The organism is Flavobacterium sp. GL_143, from assembly GCF_057834355.1.
Genome location: NZ_CM174401.1, coordinates 1,765,438 through 1,789,028 on the forward strand (window position 1 = coordinate 1,765,438; position 23,591 = coordinate 1,789,028).

The window sequence follows — 23,591 nt, forward strand, 5'->3', positions numbered from 1 at the left end:
GTAAACAAAATGGCGTCGATTTTAAAAATGAACGATAAAGAGCTCTGTACATTTTTACGTACATTTGTAAAAATACTAATCATGAAGACAGTTAGCGTAACAGAATTTAGAGGGAACATTAAAAAATATCTTGATATTGCTGAAACTGAAAAACTAGTAATACATAGAAGTAAAGGTAGATCTTTTGTGGTTATACCTTTAGAGGATGAAGATGACGAGTGTTTGTTAAGCAATAAACAAAAAGTTGCTATAGATCAAGCTTTAGAGGATGTTGCAAATAATAAAGTACATTCTCATGAAGATGTTATGGAAGAAACTAAAAAACGCTTTCCTCACTTGTAAACAAGATTTGTTTTGTGATTTAACCGCAAAGGGAGCAATCCCTATCCCGAAGTTTCGGGACGGGATACACAAAGGGAGTAAAGCTTTAGCTAAAAAAGAGCCACATATTTTTTTATTAAAAGCTCCAGCGGAGCGCAATATTTATAGCCAATATATGCGTCTTTTTAGTTAAAGCTCCAGCGGAGCGACATCTATCATTTATCCTTTGATTACTAAAATATCACCCCGATGGGGTTTCTTTGGGGATAAATAAATTTCTATAAATATAACGCCCCGCTGGGACTTATTTTGCTCATAACTAAAAAAAAGCCACAGATTATAATGATTCATACAGATTTCAAAAATCCATTTTATCATTATAATCTATGGCTAAAACTTTGTGTTTAGATTTTAACTTTTATTCTAGTTCTAATACGATTGCTGATTTTGGTTCTAAAGTAATTTCAGATGTTAAATCGAACGTTTTTCCTGTAAGGATGTCTTTTCCTGATTTAAAGTTTTTGATGTTTTCTTTGAAACGATTTGTTTTAAGAGATTGCGCTGTAGCATTGTTATTAAAAACTACCATTACAGTTTTAGCATCAGTATATCTAAAATAAACATAGGTGTTATTCTCAGGGATATAATGTGTCATTTTTCCGAAATGAACGGCTTCATTTGATTTTCTCCATTTAAATAATTTTGAAGTAAAATCGAAATATTTAGCTTGTTCTGTTGTTCTTCCTGCTGGGGTAAAAGCATTGTTTTTATCGCCATTCCATCCACCAGGGAAATCTTGACGAATATCGGCATCGCCTTTGCTTTTATCACCACCCATTCCGATTTCTGAACCATAATACAATTGCGGAATTCCACGAACAGTTGCCAATAAAGTCATTGCCAATTTGTATTTTACAAAATCATATTTATAAACATCATTGATTCTGTTTGTATCGTGATTTTCGGCAAAAACCAAAATATTGTCTGGGTTTGGATATAGATAATCTAATGCAAAATTGTTGTAGAATTTAATCATTCCGTTATCCCAAGTTGCTTCACTTTCGTTAAAAGCAGATCCAATTTGATTATGTAATGTAAAATCCATTACACTTGGTAAATTAGAATTGTAATTTTCAATCGCACCTATTTTACTGTCTTTTTGCCAAAAGGCTAAATTTGCCTGATTGTGCATCCAGATTTCTCCAACAATATTAAAGTTTGGATATTCATTAGTAATTGCTTTTGCCCAATTTGCCATCGCAGCAGGATCTGAATAGTTGTAAGTGTCTACTCTAAATCCATCAAGATCTGCATATTCAATCCACCAAATTGCATTTTGAGTTAGGTATTTTGCTACCAAAGGATTTTTTAAATTTAAATCTGGCATTGAAGGTACAAACCAACCATCAATACAAACTTCCTGATCTAATTTTGAGGCGTGGATATCCGTAATTACTTCACGGCGGTGATGTGTCTGTGTGAAAGTTTCAAATTGATTGAACCAAGTTTTTGTTGGCATATCTTTTATCATCCAATGCGTGATTCCCCAGTGATTGGTTACATAATCCATAACTAGTTTCATGTCTTTTTTATGCATTTCTGCAGCCAAGCGCACGTAATCTTCGTTTGTTCCGTAGCGAGGATCTATTTTGTAAACATCCGATTGTGCGTAGCCATGATACGAGTGTTGTTTGTCATTGTCTTCTCCTAAAGGTGTATTCCAAATGGTTGTTGCTCCTAATGACGAAATATAATCTAGGTTTTTGATGATTCCTTCTATATCACCACCATGACGGCCGCTTGGGTCTTGTCGGTTTCCTTTTTCTGTTGAAGCAGCATCGCTATCGTTTTTAGGATTACCATTTGCAAAACGATCTGGCATGATTAAATACATCACATCCGATGCATCAAAACTTTTGCGTTGAGCAGAATTTTCTCTTCTCTTTTTTAAAGAATATTTTTGTGTAAATGCAACTTTATTTTTGTTTTTAAATGAAAAAACTAACTCAGATGCAGGAATGTCTTTAGTGTCGATTGTTACGAAAATGTAGTTAGGATTTTCGGTTTTTTTAATGTCTTTAATAGTTACATTATTAGAAACAGAAGCTTCGTATTGGGCAATGCCTTTTCCGTAGAACATAATCTGTAATTCTGGATTGTTCATGCCAGCATACCAAAAAGGAGGTTCTGTTTTCTGAATTTGCGCTTTCGCGGAAGTAGAAAACAATAAAATAAGAAGTATTATTTTATAGATTGAATGGTTGAGGGTTGTTACATTCATAATTTATATTTTATTTCGATTAAAGTAATATCGACTTCCTGCAAGGTTTCAAAAACCTTGTAGGTATGAATAGTTTCAATTATACCTACAAGGTCAGAAAAAGACCTTGCAGGATAAAGAAATGAAAAAAAGACAAGTAATAATTTGAGATTTATCACTTGTCTTTTTTAAGTTTTATTTAATTTCGATTATGCTAATTGCATAACCACCACCTGGAACAGATAACTGTGATAATTTTGATTTATTTGTTACAGCTATTTTCTTGATAGTGTAAGCTTGAGGATTTGTTTTGTAGTGTGCATCTTTTGCATCAGCATAAATTGTTGCTGTGTATTTCTTTCCTTTTTCAAGGAAATCAAAGTTGATGTTTGATGTACGACTAACATCTCCGTTTACATTACCTACAAACCAGTTGTTAGTACCTTTTGCTTTACGAGCTACAGTAATATAATCACCTGGTTCTGCTTCAATATATTTACTTTCATCCCAATCGATAGCAACATCTTTGATGAATTGGAAAGCATCTGCAAATTTGTTGTAGTGCTCAGGAAGATCGGCAGCCATTTGTAATGGGCTGTACATAGTAACGTATAGTGCTAATTGATTAGCAATTGTACTGTTTACATGCGATTTGTTATCAGGATTAAGTTTGCTGATATCCATTTCGAAAATACCAGGAGTATAATCCATTGGTCCACCAATTAATCTTGTAAATGGTAAAACCGTTACGTGATTTGGTTTAGATCCACCAAATGCTTGGTATTCTGTTCCTCTTGCCGATTCGTTTCCGATTAAGTTAGGATATGTTCTGCTAATTCCTGTTGGGCGAACTGCTTCGTGTGCATTAACCATAATTTTATATTCGGCAGCCTTTTCCAATGCATATTGGTAATGGTTTACAATCCATTGGTCATAATGATTTTCTCCTCTAGGTAAAATATCACCTACGTAACCACTTTTTACAGCATCGTATCCATTGTCTTTCATGAATTGGTATGCTTTGTCCATATGACGCTCGTAGTTACGAACTGAACCTGAAGTTTCGTGGTGCATAATGATTTTTACACCTTTAGATTTTGCATATGCGTGCAATCCTTTTACATCAAAATCTGGGTAAGGAGTTACGAAATCAAAAACATAATCTTTTGAGTGTCCAAACCAGTCTTCCCAACCTTCATTCCAACCTTCAACAAGTACGGCATCAAAACCATTTTGAGCTGCAAAGTCAATGTATTTTTTTACGTTAGCATTAGTTGCTCCGTGTGTTCCGTTTGGTTTTGCTTTAGAGAAATCAGAAACTCCAAGTTGTACCGTTGGGAAATCGTTAGTGTATGACCAAGAACTTTTTCCTGTAATCATTTCCCACCAAACACCTACGTACTTAACTGGTTTTATCCAAGAGGTATCTTCAATTTTGCAAGGATCATTTAGATTTAATGTCATTTTTGAATTAAGAATTTCTCTTGCATCATCGCTAACAATAATTGTTCTCCAAGGAGAATGACTTGGTGCTTGCATGTATCCTTTATCACCTTTTGCATCTGGAGTTAACCAAGATTCGAAAATCATGTTTTTATCATCCAGGTTTAAGTGCATACATGAATAATTGATTAATGCTGCTTCATGAAGATTGATATATACTCCTTCGGCAGTTTTTAGCATAAGTGAAGTCTGAACTCCTGTTGGAGAAAAAGACTTTTGTGATACGTTTGCAGTATATGCTTTTTCAGCTAATCCACGGATTTCTGATAATTTTGATTTTGTATAATCGTATTCTTGTGTGTCGTAATCACCAGGAATCCAAAATGCAGTATGGTCGCCCGTCATTGCAAATTGTGTTTTTTCTTCTTTGATTACAAAATACGTAAGGTTCTTTTGAGTTGGGAATTCATAACGAAATCCTAGTCCATCATCAAATAAACGAAAACGGATTAACAATTGTCTGTCTGTTCCTTTTTGGTTTAATGTTACCGCAAGTTCATTATAATGATTGCGAATAGAAGCTACTTCTCCCCAAACTGGTTTCCAGTTTTCGTCAAAAGTTGCAGTTTTTGTATCAATAACCGTAAAATCATTTAGTAACGATTTTTTATCGTCTTTAAGCTCAAGTCCCAACTTACTGGATTTTACAACCTCTTTGTTTTTGTATTTAAGATTGTAAGTTGGAGTTCCGTCGCTTTGTAGCGAAAACTCCATGACAAATTTTCCTTCAGGCGATTTTAGTTGTTGTGCTTTTGTAATGTTACAAAATGCAACTAGAATGAAGGCTGTGAAAATGAAATTCTTCATGTTGATAAATTAAAAAATGTTATAAAAATATATAGAAGCTACTATTTATGCAATTGCATATTTTGTAGCGACTACGGTTTGGCCATTAACGACAATGGCTAAGTCGGTATCTCCATCTACAGAAAACGTAGTTTCGTTATGGTTTATTGACACTTTTAGAATTTGATTTCTAAAATTGATTTTAAATGAATATCCTGTCCATTCTTTTGGAATTTTTGGAGAGAAATGTAGTGTATCATTTTTCACACGCATTCCTCCAAAACCTTCTACAATACTCATCCATGTTCCAGCCATCGATGTAATATGGCAACCTTCTTCAACTTCTTTATTGTAATCGTCTAAGTCTAAACGAGAAGTTCTTAGGTAGAATGTATATGCCATATCCATTTTGTCCAGAGCTGCTGCCTGAATGGAGTGTACGCAAGGAGAAAGTGAACTTTCGTGCACGGTAAAAGATTCGTAAAACTCAAAATTACGCAATAGTTCTTCTTTTGTAAAATGGGCCTCAAAAAAGTAAAAGCATTGCAAAACATCAGCTTGCTTGATATATGGCGAACGTAATACGCGATCCCAAGACCATTTTTGGTTTATAGGACGTTGCGAACGGTCTAAATCTTTTACTGGAACTAAATCTTTATCCAGGAATCCGTCTTGTTGCAAATAAACATCAAGTTCTTTCGAAAATGGGAAGTACATATTATTGGCTACTTTTTTCCATTCCTGAATTTCAGTTGCAGTAAGATTTACTTTTTCGATAATTCTTTTGTGGTCAGAAGGGTATTCGGTAGCAACTTTTATAATTTGTTCTTCGGCATAATCAATACACCATTTTGCAATATAATTGGTATAGAAATTATTGTTGATGTTGTTTTCGTATTCGTTAGGGCCTGTAACTCCTAATATTACATACTGATTTTTATCTGTAGAGAATGAAGCTCTTTGATGCCAAAAACGTGCAATACCAATTAATACTTCTAATCCTTTTTCTGGAATATAGGAGTAATCTCCTGTGTAACGGTTGTAATTGAAAATAGCAAAAGCTATCGCTCCATTTCTGTGGATTTCTTCGTGTGTGATTTCCCATTCGTTATGGCATTCTTCCCCATTCATAGTTACCATTGGGTATAAAGCTGCTCCATCTTTGAAACCCAAATTGTCTTTGGCATTTTCAATAGCTTTATCCAATTGGTTATAACGATAGGTCAATAAATTACGAGTTACTTGCTGGTCTTTGGTCGCCATATAAAATGGAATACAATAGGCTTCGGTATCCCAATAGGTTGATCCGCCATATTTTTCTCCAGTGAATCCTTTTGGTCCAATGTTTAATCGGTTGTCTTTTCCTGAATAGGTTTGGTTTAACTGAAAAATATTGAAACGAATTCCTTGTTGTGCTTTTACATCGCCATCGATAGTAATGTCTGACATTTCCCAAACTTTAGCCCAAGCTTCCATTTGCTCTTGTAATAATTGGTCATATCCTTTGCTTAATGCTTCCTTAATTGCTTTTTCGGCAGCAGCAAGTGTGTTGGTATGGTTTAATGAAACGGTATAACCACCAATTTTTTGTATAGATGAGGTTTGACCTTTGGCAATGATTACACCATAAGTATATTCTACTTTATCTGTTGAAGAATCGATTGTAGAAGGCGAAATATTAATATTCTCGTTATTAGCAAAAATACTATTATGCATAAAAGTCGTAACCTTAAAATGTGTTTTATAGGTTTGAGCAGTTACATAAGCTTCATTTGTAGCTTTTTTTACTTCAAGAGGTTCCCAGAATTTTTCTTCCCAGTTTGCATCTTCATTGGTAACACCAGCATCCAAATATGGTTTGTAAAGAATTTTTGCATCTTTATTTAATGGAGTTATTTCGTATTTGATAATACCAACTTCATCCAGATTCAAAGACAGAAAACGACGTACGTTAACTGCAATTTCGGTTCCGTTTTTTAATGTTGCTTCAAAGGAACGATTATACCAGCCTTCTTTCATGTTTAATTCTCTACGAAAGTTTTTTACTTCGGTACAAGAATTTAAATCGAAAGCTTCTTCGTTAATTTCAACGTTGATACCAATCCAGTTTGGAGCATTAAGTACTTTGGCGAAGTATTTTGGATATCCATTTTTCCACCAACCCACTTTTGTTTTATCTGGATAATAGATTCCGGCAATATAACTTCCCTGGAAAGTTTCTCCTGAGTATTTTTCTTCAAAATTGGCACGCTGTCCCATGGCACCGTTTCCGATACTAAAAAGACTTTCAGATGATTTGACTCTTTCAACATCAAAGCCTTCTTCTATTATTGACCAATTGTCTGGTTTTATATAATCTTGATTCATTGTTTTTAAAATTTGACAATCCGTGAATTAGAAAATGAGATAATTAAGCAGTTTGAGAATTATCTAATGGAGTATCTAATTGATTAATTGTTTTTGATTGATTGATTTATTTTGTGATTAATGATTTGATGAAATTTTGATCTATTAAGGTAAAATCCTCAAAGATGTATTTTGCTTCGTGCAAGACTGTTTTGGAACCAATTCCTACACTAGTCATTTTTGCAATATTAGCTGCTTGAACTCCTGCAACTGAATCTTCAAAAACGATAGAATCTGTAGGGCTTATGTTTAATAATTGAGCCGCTTTCAGGAAAACTTCTGGGTCTGGTTTAGCATTTGTAACATCATTACCATCTACGATAACATCGAAGTAGGAGATGATTCCTGTTTTTTCGAGAATCGGACGCGCATTTTTGCTAGCTGAACCTAATGCAATGGCTTGTTTATTCTCTTTTAAAAATTGTAGAACAGGTAAAACTCCAGGAAGGATTTCGCTTTCATCCATATCTACTAAATAAGTCAGATAGTCTTCATTTTTTTGGATGAGCCATTTAGCTTTGTCTTCTTGCGAAGCCTGAATGTTTCCTAATTCCAGGATAATATCTAGAGAACGTACACGACTTACTCCTTTTAAGAGTTCGTTGTGTTCGTGTGTAAAGTCAATGTTTAATGCATTTGCAATTTTTTGCCATGCTAAATAATGATATTTAGCTGTGTCAACAATTACGCCGTCCAGGTCGAATATAAACGCTTTTGTATTCATTTAATAATATGCTTATTTTGTATTTCTTTTCGAAAAAGTATTTAAATTTTGATTGTAAGGAAACCATTTCTCATTTCATCAGAAAGAGAATTTTTTAGATGTGAGTTTTAGATTTTAATGTCATCTACATCTTTCACTTTGTAAACTAAAACTGCGGCTATCAAAAAGCTGACTCCACTCGTGATTAAAGCGTACATAGCATCACCGTTATAAAGGTATTTTACGATTGGCCCTCCGATTATTGCATTAATTATTTGAGGAATTACGATGAAGAAATTGAAAATCCCCATGTAAACCCCCATTTTTTTAGGAGCAATAGATCCAGCCAGAATAGCATACGGCATTGCGAGGATACTAGCCCAAGCCACACCAATTAATACCATAGAGAGAATAACCCAATTTTCATCTGGCATGAAGTAAATAGAAATTAAACCTATTCCTCCAATAACTAATGAAAGGGCGTGAGTTGATTTTCGTCCAATTTTTTTTGCAATCATCGGAAGAAAAAACAAGGCTATAATTGCCGAAACAAGATTGTAAACTCCAAAAAGAATTCCAACCCAATCCCCAGCATCTTGATAGGTTTGACTTGAATTATCGTTTAATGGTAATCCGTAAATATGATGTGCAATTGCTGGAGTACTAAATACCCACATACCGAAAAGTCCGAACCAAGAGAAAAATTGCACCCAACTAAGCTGACGCATAGTAGTTGGCATTTTTGCAAAATCCGTAAAAATGTCTGTAAGTTTTGATTTTTCTTCAGAAGGAATATCAACTTCACTTTGAGGATCTTCAAAATTGGCTAATTCTTCAGGAGAATATTCTTTGGTTGTAAATAAAGTTACCAGGATAGATCCAATTAAAACAACAGCTCCTAAAACAAAAGAAAGAGTAAGATTTAAAGGGACACTACCAGGAACGGTACTGTTAGAAACTCCAAACCATTTGGTTAATACATAAGGTAATGCCGAACCAATTACGGCTCCGAAACCAATAAGTGCTGTTTGGATACTGAATCCTGCTGTGCGCTGGTCTGTTCTTAGGTTGTCTCCAACTAAAGCACGGAATGGTTCCATAGCAATATTAAACGAAGCATCCATAATCATAAGCATTCCGGCTCCAACCCATAATGCAGGTAAAACAGAAATAAATATGTTTGCTTGTGGCATTAATATTAATCCAACCGAAGCTAGAATAGCACCTACTAGAAAAAATGGTTTTCTTCGACCAAATTTTCCCCAGGTTTTATCACTATAATGTCCAATGATAGGTTGAACAATTAATCCCATTAAAGGAGCAATTATCCAAAACCATGAAAGTTCGTGTACGTCAGCACCAAAAATTTGAAGAATTCTGCTGGCATTTGCATTTTGTAAAGCAAACCCCATTTGTATTCCTAAGAAACCGAAACTCATGTTCCAGATTTCCCAAAAACTTAATTTACGCTTTTCCATTATCGTAATTTAATGAATGTACGATAAGCGCTTTGCTTATCAAAACTTAACTTATTTTTCGAAGTAAAAGTAAAAGTTTTGAGCTGGCGTAAATTTATAAATTATTTTTCTAAAGAAACAAATAAAAACCCATTAAAAAATTTTAATGGGTTTTTGTATGTGATTATTAAGGGAGTTAATCTGTAGATTCTCTTTCTATAAGATGAGTTTCAATGACTTCAGTTTTATAATTTTCTTCTTCTTCCTCGCCTTCTTCGGTTTCTGATTCCAGGCGATCTATAAGCATTTTCGCAGCTTTATTCCCCATTTTGTTACCGCTCTGGCTTACGGTAGTAATAGTTGGAGTCGAATATTTAGATATAATTCCATCTGTAAACGCAATAACGGCTACATCCTCGGGAACTCTAAGTCCCATTTTGCTGGCAGTTTTAATTATAGTAACGGCAAAAAGTTCGTTAACAGCAAAAACTGCATCTATAGCTCGATCTTCTAATAATTGACTAATAATTATTTCGCAAGTGTCTACATCTTCAATCTTAATAATAAGGTCTTCATTAAAAGGTATGTCGTTGTCTAGTAATGCTTTTGTGTATCCGTCTGTTCGTAGTTTTCCAACGCTTACATAATCAACAGTTGTAACTAAAGCTATTTTTTTTCGCCCTTTATCAATCAAACTCTGAACTGCTTCATAAGCTGCCGATTTATCATCGATAATTACCTTGTCGCATAAAATTTCATTGGTAACCCTGTCAAACATAACGACTGGCATTCCTTGATTTATGACTTCGGTTATATGATGAAAATCGCCTTTAAATTGTGTTTCTTTAGATAATGATATGATAAAACCATCGATACTTCCGTTGGCAAGCATTTCCATATTAAGCACTTCTTTATCAAATGAATCATCAGATAAACATATGATAACACTATAGCCATTTTCGTTAGCAACTTCCTCGACTCCGTTAATGACTGTTGAGAAAAAATGATGTACAATTTCGGGAATAATAATACCTATTGTTTTGGTTTTACGATTCTTAAGGCTAAGGGCAATATTGTTGGGTTTGTAGTTATAGAATTTGGCGAAAGCCTGAACTTTTAATCGGGTATCTTCTCCGATTTCGAGGCTGTTTCGAAGTGATTTTGAGACGGTAGAAATAGATACATCAAGCTCCTTCGCAATTTGTTTAAGGGTTATTTTGCGTTTCATACTGTTGATATGGAAAAAATTGTTTTGTTAATAAAGATATGGTTTATTTTTAAAAATGACAGTATTATGCTTAAAAACTTATATAATATAGAAAGTTTTCAACACTATCACGTTTTCGTAAGCTGATATGATTTAGGTCATGTCGGGCATGTTAATAAATCCTTAATTTTGAAATTCGAAGTAAAAATAAAAGTTAAATATTCAACCAAAACTCAATTTTAATTTAAACAAAAAGTATGAAAACAATTTATAAAAAGTTGTTATTTTTATTCTTACTCCTTCCTTTTAGTGTGTTTGCTCAGAGCACATTAGACGGTGTTGTTCTTGATAAAGCAACAGGGCAACCGATTCCAGGAGTAAATGTAAATGTACAAGGGGGTACCAATGGTACTTCGACTGATTTTGACGGAAAATTTAAACTGTCAAATGTAAAAAGTGGGGATAAACTTGTCGCTTCTTTCATAGGTTATGTTAGTGCAACTGTTAGTTTTAACGGACAAAAAAACATAAGTATTTCTTTAGAAGAAGATGCAAATCAACTTAGGGAAGTTGTAGTACAAGTAGGTTATGGAACTGTTAAGAAAAAAGACGCAACAGGTTCAGTATCTCAAATTTCTGCTAAAGAATTTAATAAAGGAATTAACGTAACTCCAGAAAGTTTAATCAGCGGACGAATTGCTGGTGTAAATGTTGTTGGAGGTGGTGCTCCTGGAGCAAAAGCTGATATTAGAATTCGTGGAGGATCTTCATTAAGTGCTTCAAACGAGCCTTTAATTGTAGTAGATGGTCTTCCTATGAGTAATGCTAAAACAGAAGGAGCAACAAGTATTTTATCTACAATTGATCCTAACGATATTGAGTCTTTTACTGTTTTGAAAGATGCTTCGGCAGCTGCGATTTACGGTTCTAGAGCAGCAAATGGTGTAATTGTTATTACTACTAAAAAAGGAACAAAAGGTGGAGTAAAAGTTAATTTTAGCTCTCAGGTTGGTATCAATACTGTGGCTAATACAGTAGATGTTTTAAGTGCAGACCAGTTTCGTACTCTTGTAAATGAAAAAGGTAACGCTGCCCAAAAAGCTTTACTAGGTACAGCAAATACAAATTGGCAAGATGAAATTTTTCATACTGCTTTAACAACAAACAATAACATTTCGGTTAGTGGTGCTTTATTTAATAAATTGCCAGTACGTTTATCTGTTGGAAATGTTGATAATCCTGGAATCTTAAGAAATACTTCTTTTGAAAGAACTACGACATCGATATCGCTAAACCCTGTTTTATTTGATAATCATTTAAAAATTGATATTACTGGAAATTTAGCTTTTGGAAAAAATCAATTTCAAGATGAAGGTCCGGTAATTAGTAGTGCGATTATGTTTGATCCAACACAACCTGTTTATCAAGAAGGTTCACGTTATGGAGGTTATTTTGAATGGTTGGAAGCAAATGGAAATGTGCCGTTGTTGCCAGCGAGAAATCCAGTTGCAAGATTAAATCAAGATGAGCGTAGAGCAACTTCTACAAGAAAATGGGGTAACATTAGGATAGATTATAAACTTCATTTCTTTGAAGATTTAAGAGTTGTTGCTGAGGCAGGTATCGATAAATTTGATACTAATGGTTATACCCGAGTAAGTACGGAGAGTATTTTAGGATACCAACCTACTACATTTGATAAAGGGAACTGGACTAATTTAGGAGGGTATACAGGATATACAGATAGTCGTCAGAATAAAAACTTAAATACTTATTTTAACTATACTAAAGATTTAGGCAAATTTAAAATTGATGCTACTGCTGGATACAACTATCAGTTGTTTCAACGTGAGGGGTATAACTCAGGTGATATCATGCGACCAAATCCACCATCGGATGTTACTACAGATGCAGATATCAACTTACAATCCTATTTTGGACGTTTGAATTTAGGATATGATAGCCGTTATTTATTGACATTAAATTATAGAAGAGACGGTACTTCTCGTTTTTCTAAAGAAAACAGATGGGGTAATTTTGGAGGGGTTGCTTTTGCATGGAACGTTGCAGAAGAAGACTTCTTAAAAGGAAATGAAACACTATCTAGCTTAAAATTAAGAGTTGGATACGGAACTACTGGACAGCAAGATATTCCGCCTGCATACGATTATTTGCAACGTGTAACATTAGGAACGATTAATACACAATATCTTTTTAACGGTGTTATTTACAGGGCTGCAAGACCTGAAGGATATAACAAAGATATAAAATGGGAAGATTTAGCGGAGATGAACGTAGGAGTTGATTTCGGATTTCTTAACGATAGAATAACAGGAACACTTAATTATTTTGATAAAAAATCTAGTGACCTTTTAGCAGAGATTCCAGTTCCAGATGGTGCAAATATCAGAAACCAAGGCTATAGCAATATTGGTAGTGTAAGAACAAAAGGGGTTGAGTTTAATCTTCAATCAGACATTATCAAAAATGATAAATTAACTTGGAATGTTGCTGCTAATGCAACTTATATTGATCAAAAAATCTCGAATTTAGGAACTACTGTTCCAGGATTTCAAGGATATATTACTGGAGATGTTATCGCTGGGGGTACAGGAAATCAAGTGTTAATACATTCAGAAGGATTTGCTCCAAATTCATTTTTTGTATTTGAACAATTATATGATGAAAACAAACGACCTATTCAGGGTGCATATGCAGACAGAAATGGAGACGGTGTTATAACAGATGCTGACCGTTATAAATTTCATAAACCAGCTGCTGACTATACTTTCGGATTATTCTCTACTTTGAATTATAAGCAGTTCGATTTTACAATGAACTGGAGAGCTAGTGTTGGGAACTATATTTTTGATAACGTAAGTTCTGATAAAGGGTATTTACAAGCAGGTTTAAGAAGAGATTCTGATTTGTCTAATATTAGTTCTGATTATTATAATACTGGTTTTACTACTGAAAGTAATTCTAATGGTACACAGCGTAACTACTCTGATTATTATGTAAAAGATGCTTCTTTTATTAAGTTAGATAATGTTGTACTTGGATACACTTTTAATAAAACTTTACTGAAAGCAGCTTCATTGAGGTTTACAGCTGGAGTTCAAAATGTTTTCGTTTTAACAAAATATGATGGCTTAGATCCTGAAAAATTCAACGGAATAGACAATAATGTTTATCCAAGAGCCAGAACATTCTTGTTTGGAGTAAATGCAAATTTCTAATAGTACGTTGAAAAATAAAATTTTAAAAATAAACAAAATGAAAATATCATTTAAATATATATCTTATTTTCTCCTATTCATTTTAGGATTGAATATGACACTTACTTCGTGTACGAGTGACTTAGATGTGAAGCCAACAGATGATGATGAGTTTCTTTCTGATGACTTTTTTAAAGATCCGGCATCATACAAACAAGTAATGGCAAAGTTATATGCCGGTTTGTATGTAGGAGGAAATGATGGTGATTCAAATCCTAATAGTTCATTTGGCGATATTTCAGGCCTTGGAGGTGATTTCAGTAGTTATTTACGATTGTTATTTGTTACACAGGAACTCCCTACAGACGAAGCTATTGTAGCTTGGTCTGATGACGGTTTGCCAGCGATAAACGGACAAAAATGGAGTCCTAGTAATCAGTTCTTGTATGGGATTTTCTCAAGAGCTTTTTACGAAATTAGTATTGCCAATGAGTTTTTAAGACAAACGTCAGAGGAGAAATTAGCAGAAAGAGGTGTTGACGCTAATTTGAAAGCTGAAATTGTTAAATTAAGAGCAGAGGCTCGTTTTTTAAGAGCGTTCTCTTATGTTAATTTAATGGATTTGTTTGGAAATGTACCAATTACTACTGAGAATGATCCTGTAGGATTCTTTTATCCAGAACAAAAATCAAGAGCGCAAGTTTTTGCTTTTGTAGAGTCAGAATTAAAAGATATGGACAATACTTTAGCAGCTTCTGGCACCAATGAATATGGAAGAGTAGATAAAACAGCGGCTAAATTTTTATTAGCACAGATTTATTTAAATTCTAAAGTATATACAGGAACTGAAAGAAATAATGATGCAGCAATTATTTGTAACGAAATTATAACAGGTTCTGCTTATAGTTTTGCAGATGTTCCATATCGTTATTTGTTTTCGGCTAATAATGACAGAAACGGAGCCCAAAGGGAAGTGATCTTTCCAATTATTGGAGATGGTAATGCTATTAGAGCAATAGGAGGAGGTATCAGTTTTATTATTCATGCATCTATTGGTGGAAACATGGTGGCAGCCAATCAAGGAATGGACGGAGGCTGGTCAGGAACAAGAGCAAGACCTGAATTTGTTAAATTATTTCCTGATGCAACAGCAACAGCTGATCAGAGAGGTACTTTTTATACTAGCGGACAAACTTTAGATATTGCTGATTATGGAGTTTTTACTAATGGTTATGCTGTTACAAAATTCACCAATGTTAATTCTGATGGTACAGCAGCTCAAAGAAATGATATGCCAGACACGGATTTTCCAATGTACAGATTGTCTGATGTGTATTTAATGTATGCTGAGGCAACACTTAGAGGAGCAGCATCTGGAAATATTGCAACATCTTTAGAGTATGTAAATAAAATTAGACTTAGAGCTAAAGCAGGTGTTATTACAACTTCAGATTTAACACTAGACTTTATTTTAGATGAGAGAGGAAGAGAATTGTTTTGGGAGTGTCATAGAAGAACAGATTTGATTCGTTTTGGAAAATTTACAGGAGGATCTAAAATCTGGCAATGGAAAGGTGGCGTTAAAAATGGTAGTGGAACAGAAGAATTTAGAGACTTGATGCCTATCCCTTCAAAAACAATTCAGGCTAACCCAACTTTAAAACAAAATCCAGGATACTAACTAATCTTATAAAAAAATAAATAAAATGAAAAATATATATAAAATTTTAATCGCATTCATTGGTGTTTTAACAGTGTCTTGTAATGGAGATGATGTAGAAAACAGACCAGTAATACAACCAGTTACAGCTCCGGTTCTATTAAGTCCTCAGAACGATTTTAATATTGTTCTTACAAAAGATAAAGAAAAAGAGATTGCTACAACTGTAATTTGGAATGATGCTAAGTACGATGGTACAGCAACTGTTGTAAATTATACTATTGAAATCGCAAAAGCTGGAACTAAATTTGCAACTCCTATTGCAGTAACTACAACTACAGCTCGTTTCAAAGCTTTGACAGTTGCTGAATTAAACTCAGCTTTAGTTAACGGAGGTTTTGTTGAGAAAGAAGAAAATAGTGTTGATATTCGTATTAAAGCTACTGTAGGAATTGGTGCTGAAGCACAGTATTCTAATTTCTATACATTTAAAGCAACTCCTTATCATGTGCCGTTGGCAAGTTCTCATTGGTTAGTTGGAGAAGCGACTCCAGGAGGATGGTCATGGGATGGTGATGCTGAAACTGAATTCCCTTTAGTTGCAGGTCAAACTGATATTTATCAAGTAACTGTTGTTCTTAAAAGCGGACAAGCATTTAGAGAATTTTTATCTAATGACTTTACAAGTGGAGGAAATTGGGGCGCAGGCAATAGTCGTAACTACCCATATTATTCTGGTAATGGATACACTATTGATGCAGAATTAGTTAATGCAGAAGATGGCGATAAAAACTTCAAATATACTGGACCAACTGGACCTAGAGTTCTTAAAATTGATAATGTTGCAAAAACTATAACATTAGATTAATTTTTTAATATAAATAATTTAGAGGCTATCCCTATGGGTAGCCTTTTTTATACAAACTAACCAATCAACCAAAAAACTATGAAAAAAACGTTACTATTATCTTTTTTTTTGTTGTGGGGTATTGTTACTCATGCACAGCAAATAACAGTTTCGCCTGCTATATTTCAGGTTAACGAGCCTATAACGATTACTGCGTCTTTTGCATCGCCAACTTGTAATGAGATGGGAGCAAATCCCACAAAGGTATATATGCACGCAGGAATAGGGACAGAGGCTAACCCATGGGCAACTGCAAAAGGAAATTGGGGTGCTGATGACGGAATTGGATTAATGACCAAAAATCCAAATGGTACATGGAGTATTGTTATTACGCCAAGTGTTTATTTCGGATTAACAACAATACAACAAGCCGCTGCTGTAAAAATGGGAATGGTGTTTAGAAATGCTGCTGGTTCTCAAACACTAAAACTTGCTCCGTCTTGTTCTGATTTCTTTATTAAGGTTGGTGCTTTTCAGGCAACTCTAACTTCTCCAGCGGAAAATAGTAATACTATTGTAGCAAGTGGAGGAAACTTAAATATTACAGCTACAAATACAAATGGAGTTGCAAGTTATAGTCTAAAATCAAACGGAGTAGTTATAGATACTAATCCTAGTACTTCGAGTTATGTGTTTAATCATGCGAATATTACTGAAAATCAGAGTTATGAATTAAGCATAACCCAAAGCGGAACAACTATTGTTAAAAAATTTACGGCAATAGTTAATCCTGGAACTGTATCGGCAGCTATGCCAGCTGGCTTAGTAGATGGAATAAATTATAATGCTACAGATGCTACAAAAGCAACACTAGTTCTGGATGCTCCACTAAAAGATTTTGTATATGTAGCAGGAAGTTTTAATAATTGGGTTCCTACTAGTTCTTATGCAATGAAAAAAGACCCAACTTCGGGTAAGTTCTGGTTAGAGTTAACAGGATTAGTTTCGGGAGTAAATAATACCTATCAATATTGGGTTGTTGCTAATTCGCCAATAGCTAATTCACCTTCATTAGTAAAAACGGCTGATCCTTATTCTACATTGGTATTATCCCCTTTTGACGATGCAGGAATTCCAGCAACAAGTTATCCAAATATGCCAGTTTATCCAGTAGGACAAGAACGAGAAGTTACCGTTTTAAAAACAGGACAAACAGCATATCCTTGGCAAGTAACAAATTTCGCTAAACCCGAAAAAGAGAAATTAGTGGTTTACGAAGTTTTGGTTCGCGATTTTGATGCAAACAGAAACTATCAAAGTTTAATAGATAAGATTGATTATTTCAAGAATCTAAAAATAAATGCAATAGAATTAATGCCTGTTATGGAGTTTGAAGGCAATGAAAGTTGGGGTTATAATACTTCATTTCATATGGCTTTAGATAAATTTTATGGCACTTCAGATAAGCTTAAAGAATTTATTGATTTATGCCATCAAAACGGAATAGCTGTTATTCTGGATGTTGCGTTAAATCACGCATTTGGTCGAAATCCAATGGTGAGAATGTGGATGAATGATCCAGATAATGATGGTTGGGGTTCGCCATCGGCTGATAACCCATATTTTAATACTGTTGCAAAACATAGTTATAGTGTTGGGGAGGATTTTAATCATCAGCAAGCGAGAACTCAAAACTATGTAAAAAGAGTAATCCAACATTGGGTTGAAGAATATAAAATTGATGGTTTACGTTGGGATTTAACTAAAGGCTTTACGCAAAATTGTACTGCAGGCGATGAATCGTGTACAAATAGTTTGCAACAAGATAGGGTAGATGTATTAAAATCTTATGCTGATTATTCTTGGAGTCTTGATCCTACACATTATACCATTTTTGAGCATTTAGGTAGTGATGCTGAAGAGAAACTATGGGCTAATTATAAAATTAATGAAACACCTAGCAAAGGAATCATGATGTGGGGGAAAATGACAAATGCATACAATCAATTATCAATGGGGTATGATACCGATAGTAATATCTCCAGGATGACAAGCGCTAGCCATGGTTTTGATGCAAATCGATTAATGGGTTATGCAGAGAGTCACGATGAAGAACGACTAATGTATAAGAATGTACAATATGGTAATAGTAATAATGCAAGCCATGATGTGAAAAATTTAAATATTGCTTTGTCCAGAATGTCGGCTATTGGAGCAGTGTCCTTATTGATTCCTGGTCCAAAGATGATTTGGCATTTTGGCGATTTAGGTTGGGATGCTTCTATATTTGCATGTAATAACGGAATCGTTAATGATGAAAGTGGAACAATTCCTGGCGATTGTAAACTTGATACAAAGCAGCAACCACAATGGACAGGTAATTGGTTAGGAAATTCAAGCCGAAGCAAAATTTATAATGATTGGGCAAAAATGATTACCATGAAAACCGTAGAGCCTGTTTTTTCAGGAATAGCTACCGTGTCAAATACAAATTCTTTATCTCCTAATATAAAAATTACGAATGCAGCATTGGCATCAACACAGTTAAAAGATGTGTTGATTCTGGCAAATTTTGATGTAACTACTCAAAGTGTCGCTACTGGTTTTCCGTACACAGGAGTTTGGTATAATTTAATGGATAATACCTCTATCAATGTTACTAATGTAGCAACTACAATTGCAATTCCAGCAGGAGAGTTTAGGATTTATGGTAATAAGCAAGCGCTGTTGGCTATAGAAAACTTTGAGAAACCAAATGCGATTACTTTACATCCTAATCCGGTTTCAGATTATTTTACTTTAAATACTGCAGTTTCAAGGGTAGAGATTTATTCTTTGTCTGGACAATTAGTGAAAAGCTTTAGCGGAAGCGAAAAGATAACTTCTCAGTTCTCAGTGAGTGAATTAAATACAGGATTATATATCGTGAAAGCAATAGATGAAAACAACAAGACTCAAGTAATGAAATTCTTGAAAAAATAATTTTATTTGGTTAGTTAGTTAAAAAGCTGTCTATAGATTGTTATAGGCAGCTTTTTTGTTTTAAGTAGTTTTAGAAAACAGAAAAATGTAATTTATTTTCTTTTGTCATATTCTCCAATCAATGAAAAATACCCAAAAGTACCAAGTCCTAAAACGATAAGAGGAGTAAGGATAAATAGAATTATAATTCCGAAAACTAAATCATCCTGTTTGTCGGAAACAAGTTTCGGTAATCCAAATTCAAAAATGCAAAAGTAAGCAGCAGCAATAGATAGTATTATCCATAGTATTCCCAATATTCGTTTTAGTACATTCATTGTGATAGGATTAGATGTGAGTATTTTTATCTTTATTGTCAATATAAATCATTCCGATAACAAAACATATCGAAGCTATAATAATAGGATACCAAAGCCCATCGAGATAAAAGTCGGATTTGCCAACTTCTTTAGAGTGGGTTACAAAATAGGTTGAAATTGCAGGAAGCAAACCACCAAATATTCCGTTCCCGACATGGTATGGCAAAGACATCGATGTGTATCTTATTTTTGCAGGAAACATTTCTACCAAAAAAGCTGCAATAGGGCCATAAACCATCGTAACGAAAAGAACTTGAACAAAAACCAGAAAAATCAATGCCCATTTATCTTGAGAATTAATAGTGATTGTAGTTTGTCTTTCGGGGTTAATTTTTTCAGCATGATTTATTTGTTTAATCGCTGCAGTTGTCCCGTCTGAATATTCATTGTTTGTAATAACGTAATGTTCTTTTTTATCATTGTTATCGGCTTCAGTTGTATATGTATTCGAAATAACCTTGTTATCCAGATTCACAGTTTCATACATTTGTTTGTATATAGGTCTGTAGAGTAGGATAGCGAGTAACATGCCACCCATCATAATATATTTTCGACCTATCTTATCACTTAGCCACCCAAAGACTATAAAAAACGGAGTGCCTAACAATAATGCAATTCCTAGTAATCCATCTACTTGTGAAGATTCGATATTCATTACCGTTTTCATAAAACTCATGGCGTAAAACTGTCCAGTGTACCAAACTACACCTTGTCCCATTGTTGCTCCAAATAAAGCAAGTAATACAAACTTCAGGTTGTATCTATTTCCAAAACTTTCTTTTAAAGGGTTTATGCTTATGCTTCCTTCCTTTTTTGCTTTAGCAAAAACAGGAGATTCATCCATGTTTTTTCGTATCAAATAAGAAACTCCTACCATTACAATCGAAACCCAAAACGGAACACGCCATCCCCAAGAATCAAATGATTCCGCCGAGAGAGAATTTTTTGTGATTAAAATGACCATCAAAGAAATAAAAAGTCCAACAGTTGCAGTAGTCTGAATCCATGAAGTCCAATACCCGCGTTGACCCACAGGAGCATGTTCGGCAACATAGGTTGCAGCGCCTCCATATTCTCCGCCAAGTGCAAGACCTTGTAATAATCGTAAAATCAAGACTAATAATGGTGCTAAGAAACCAATATTCTCATAGCTCGGAATACAACCAATTAAAAAAGTAGAACATCCCATTAATAATAGGGTCGCCATAAAAGTGTATTTTCTCCCAATTAAATCTCCAAGACGTCCAAAGAATAAAGCGCCAAAAGGTCTAACGACAAATCCTGCTGCAAAAGTGGCTAATGTTGCCAAGAAAGATGCTGCTGGATTATCGGAGGGGAAAAATTTGGTCGAAATAACTACAGCCAAACTCCCAAAAATATAAAAATCATACCATTCTATCATTGTCCCCATAGAAGAGGCCGAAATAACTTTCCAAATTCCTTTTGTAGATGTGTTACTCATAAAATGGTTGTGTTTTTAATAGTAGATAAAAGTATAAGGTATCATTTTACGAATATATAAGATATTTTTATATTTAGTTGATGGTTTTTTAACAAATAGGGTTTGTTTGTTGATTTAACATTTGATCAGTAAATCAAAGCTTCATAATTCAAAATAAATTATAGTTTGCAGAGATGTTCAAGGCCTTTAAAATAAATAACTATTGCTTTGTTACGAAAGAAAACACTAGTTTTGCAACTCAAATTTTGAAACAGAAAATGGTTGTCATATCGATATGATATTGACATTAAAAGGGAATTTGGTGTAAATCCAAAACTGTCCCGCAGCTGTAAGCTCATTAACCGAAACCCTTTAATACGTCACTTTTCATTTAGAAAGGGAAGGCTGGGTGTAGGGAGTAAGTCAGAAGACCTGCCGTTTTTATAGTAATAAATAGCTTTCGGGGATTGAAGCTTGAATTAAGAATAATACTTTTCACCTTGTGTGATAATGGTATTGTTTATCTATTCTATTCTCGTAAGCCAAAAATGGAATTTATGAGATTTTTTTTCTGCAAATATGATATCGCAAAAGCAATCCTTTTTTGGAAGCTTCTCTTTTCGATATTTTCTTTTTCTCCACTAAAAAAATCATTAAAACGTATCGCTTTACAATATGCTGTGCTTTTACAAAAGTTTATTTATACAACTTTTGTAAGGGTGAATTGTATTTCGATTTAAAGAATTAAGTAATATAATTTTTAAATATTGAATAATGAAAAACCGATTTTTTTCCAAGCAATTAATTGCAATTGCTTCTTTGATGATGCTAACAGTTTCGTGTAATAATGATGATGATTTTACAGAACCTCCAGTAATAAAAGGCGAACAGCAATTAAAAGATACTTTAACTGTTGGGAAAACACTTCAATTAAGCTCAAAATTAGCAGATAGAAAGAACGTTTCTTTTGAATGGGCGATAGACGGAAAAGTAGTAGGATCTGATTCTACCTATATCTTTAAACCAGAAACGAGGGGAGATTTTAAAATTACAATGATAGCCAAAAATGATGGCGGAAAAGTTTCTCTTACTTATGATATCCATGCATGGGGAGCATATGAAAACGGTTTCTTTATGATCAACGAAGGATGGTTTGGTCACGGAACAGGAACGGTAGGGTTTTATAGATACGATACAAGAGCTATAGAAGATAGTGTTTTTGTAAAAGTAAATCCAGATAAAGATTTAAAACCGGCATCATCTACATTAGAATTTGGGACCATCATTAATAAAAAACTATTTTTAGTTTCTAAAGTTGGCGGACCTGTTGTAGTAGCCGATGCTTATTCATTAAAAGAAGAAAAAAGAGTCCCTGCTAAAGGCGGAAACGACTGGCGTGCAGTTGTGGGTATTGATGAAAATCAAGCCCTTTTGACTTCTGGTAAAGGGATATTTAAGCTTAATCTTAATACGATGGAAGTGAATGGGCAAATCGAAGGTGTTACAGGTCAGGTTGGAGATGTTGTTAAGGCCAATGGTTATATTTTTGCATTGTCTGCTTCAAAAGGTGTTATTGTAATAAATGCTTCAACATTGGCAGTCGAAAAAACGATTCCGGGTATAGTTTTAGGATTTGCTGTTACCGATGATAAAAAAGTATGGGCAGCAGGAGGAAAAAATCTTATAAGTATAGATTCGAATACTCTTGAAGTAAAAGAAATTGCATTAGGTTTTCAGGCTTACGGAAGCTGGGGAGCTTGGCATCCGGGATCTATTACGGCTGCTAAAAATGATGTTTTTATTGCTAAAAACGGAAGTTTTAGTGGTGGTAAAGAAATTTATAAATATGCAGGTACTCCAGATTCATTGACTGCGCCTTTTATTACATTAACAAATTCAAATATCTTATATGGTGCAGGAATTGGTTATGACCGAAAGATAAATACTTTGGTGGTAAATACCTTAAATTCAGGTTTTGGTGTGAATTTCTCTATAAACAATCTTTATATATTTAACGCTGATTCAGGAGAAAAAACAGCATCGGTAAATTTTTCAGGATATTATTTTCCTGCAGTTTCTGTATTTCATCAATAATTTTTTTGTTTTTTAACCGCAAAAAAAATTACCGCAAAGATCGCGAAGTAAAAAGGCAAAGTTCGCAAAGTTTTATCATTAAGCTTTGCGAACTTTTTTGTATATTTTTACCTATCCGAAGGTTGAAATCTCTGGCTGTATTTGAAAAAGAACAGAAATTAAAAGCAGTGTTAGCTTTATATTATAAGCATAGCTAACGGTTTTAACCGTTGGAATTTAATATTGGTAAGATTTATTAGGTTGTTTACCGCAAAGATCGCGAAGTAAAAACGCAAAGTTCGCAAAGCTTTATCATTAAGCTTTGCGAACTTTGCGTTTTTGAACATATTCTTAAGTAAAAAATCTTA

Annotated in this window: 14 protein-coding genes and 1 riboswitch; of the genes, 6 read left to right on the forward strand and 8 right to left on the reverse strand. The window is 34.1% G+C overall.

What is annotated here, in order from left to right:
- Positions 1 to 27: 27 nt before the first annotated feature.
- On the forward strand, positions 28 to 342 hold the full coding sequence (locus AC3IPI_RS07675; RefSeq protein WP_489158195.1) for a type II toxin-antitoxin system Phd/YefM family antitoxin: 315 nt from the start codon (positions 28 to 30) through the stop codon (positions 340 to 342).
- Between the two features lie 397 nt (positions 343 to 739).
- Here AC3IPI_RS07675 and AC3IPI_RS07680 read toward each other — a convergent pair whose 3' ends face one another.
- The 6 genes from AC3IPI_RS07680 to AC3IPI_RS07705 all read right to left on the reverse strand — a co-directional run bounded on the left by AC3IPI_RS07680 (position 740) and on the right by AC3IPI_RS07705 (position 10,664).
- The gene (locus AC3IPI_RS07680; protein WP_489158197.1) at positions 740 to 2,602 is read right to left on the reverse strand and encodes a glycoside hydrolase family 13 protein; all 1,863 of its coding nucleotides are present in this window, start codon (positions 2,600 to 2,602) and stop codon (positions 740 to 742) included.
- Positions 2,603 to 2,776: 174 nt separating this feature from the next.
- Complete coding sequence (locus AC3IPI_RS07685; protein ID WP_489158199.1) at positions 2,777 to 4,891, reverse strand: glycoside hydrolase family 97 protein; 2,115 nt, start codon at positions 4,889 to 4,891, stop codon at positions 2,777 to 2,779.
- Positions 4,892 to 4,936: 45 nt separating this feature from the next.
- Positions 4,937 to 7,237 (reverse strand): glycoside hydrolase family 65 protein, encoded by a 2,301-nt coding sequence (locus AC3IPI_RS07690; protein ID WP_489158201.1) that lies wholly within the window; start codon positions 7,235 to 7,237, stop codon positions 4,937 to 4,939.
- Positions 7,238 to 7,343: 106 nt separating this feature from the next.
- Positions 7,344 to 8,000 carry a beta-phosphoglucomutase gene (gene pgmB / locus AC3IPI_RS07695; protein WP_489158203.1) on the reverse strand — a complete coding sequence of 219 codons (657 nt, stop codon included), beginning with the start codon at positions 7,998 to 8,000 and terminating at the stop codon, positions 7,344 to 7,346.
- A gap of 107 nt (positions 8,001 to 8,107) precedes the next feature.
- A complete protein-coding gene (locus AC3IPI_RS07700; protein WP_489158205.1) occupies positions 8,108 to 9,457 on the reverse strand; it encodes an MFS transporter in 1,350 nt (449 codons plus the stop codon).
- A gap of 175 nt (positions 9,458 to 9,632) precedes the next feature.
- Positions 9,633 to 10,664: a LacI family DNA-binding transcriptional regulator gene (locus tag AC3IPI_RS07705; protein WP_039112527.1), complete on the reverse strand. Its 1,032-nt coding sequence runs from the start codon at positions 10,662 to 10,664 to the stop codon at positions 9,633 to 9,635.
- 236 nt (positions 10,665 to 10,900) lie between these two features.
- On the opposite strand from AC3IPI_RS07705, the gene AC3IPI_RS07710 reads away from it, so the two are divergent.
- The 4 genes from AC3IPI_RS07710 (at position 10,901) to AC3IPI_RS07725 (ending at position 19,350) form a co-directional block, all read left to right on the forward strand.
- Positions 10,901 to 13,882 (forward strand): SusC/RagA family TonB-linked outer membrane protein, encoded by a 2,982-nt coding sequence (locus AC3IPI_RS07710; protein WP_489158208.1) that lies wholly within the window; start codon positions 10,901 to 10,903, stop codon positions 13,880 to 13,882.
- A gap of 37 nt (positions 13,883 to 13,919) precedes the next feature.
- A complete protein-coding gene (locus tag AC3IPI_RS07715) occupies positions 13,920 to 15,542 on the forward strand; it encodes a RagB/SusD family nutrient uptake outer membrane protein (RefSeq protein ID WP_489158210.1) in 1,623 nt (540 codons plus the stop codon).
- 25 nt (positions 15,543 to 15,567) lie between these two features.
- Positions 15,568 to 16,389: a SusE domain-containing protein gene (locus tag AC3IPI_RS07720; protein WP_489158212.1), complete on the forward strand. Its 822-nt coding sequence runs from the start codon at positions 15,568 to 15,570 to the stop codon at positions 16,387 to 16,389.
- A gap of 78 nt (positions 16,390 to 16,467) precedes the next feature.
- Positions 16,468 to 19,350, forward strand: coding sequence for an alpha-amylase family glycosyl hydrolase (locus AC3IPI_RS07725; RefSeq protein ID WP_489158214.1), 2,883 nt, complete (start codon positions 16,468 to 16,470; stop codon positions 19,348 to 19,350).
- A gap of 92 nt (positions 19,351 to 19,442) precedes the next feature.
- Here AC3IPI_RS07725 and AC3IPI_RS07730 read toward each other — a convergent pair whose 3' ends face one another.
- Both AC3IPI_RS07730 and AC3IPI_RS07735 read right to left on the reverse strand, forming a co-directional pair.
- Positions 19,443 to 19,667, reverse strand: a complete 225-nt coding sequence (locus tag AC3IPI_RS07730) for a DUF6814 family protein (RefSeq protein WP_086895745.1) — start codon at positions 19,665 to 19,667, stop codon at positions 19,443 to 19,445.
- 10 nt (positions 19,668 to 19,677) lie between these two features.
- Positions 19,678 to 21,171: an MFS transporter gene (locus tag AC3IPI_RS07735; RefSeq protein ID WP_489158216.1), complete on the reverse strand. Its 1,494-nt coding sequence runs from the start codon at positions 21,169 to 21,171 to the stop codon at positions 19,678 to 19,680.
- A 241-nt stretch (positions 21,172 to 21,412) separates the two neighbouring features.
- Positions 21,413 to 21,604: riboswitch (cobalamin riboswitch) on the forward strand.
- Positions 21,605 to 21,924: 320 nt separating this feature from the next.
- On the opposite strand from AC3IPI_RS07735, the gene AC3IPI_RS07740 reads away from it, so the two are divergent.
- Positions 21,925 to 23,244, forward strand: coding sequence for a DUF5074 domain-containing protein (locus tag AC3IPI_RS07740; RefSeq protein ID WP_489158218.1), 1,320 nt, complete (start codon positions 21,925 to 21,927; stop codon positions 23,242 to 23,244).
- Positions 23,245 to 23,591 lie beyond the last annotated feature (347 nt).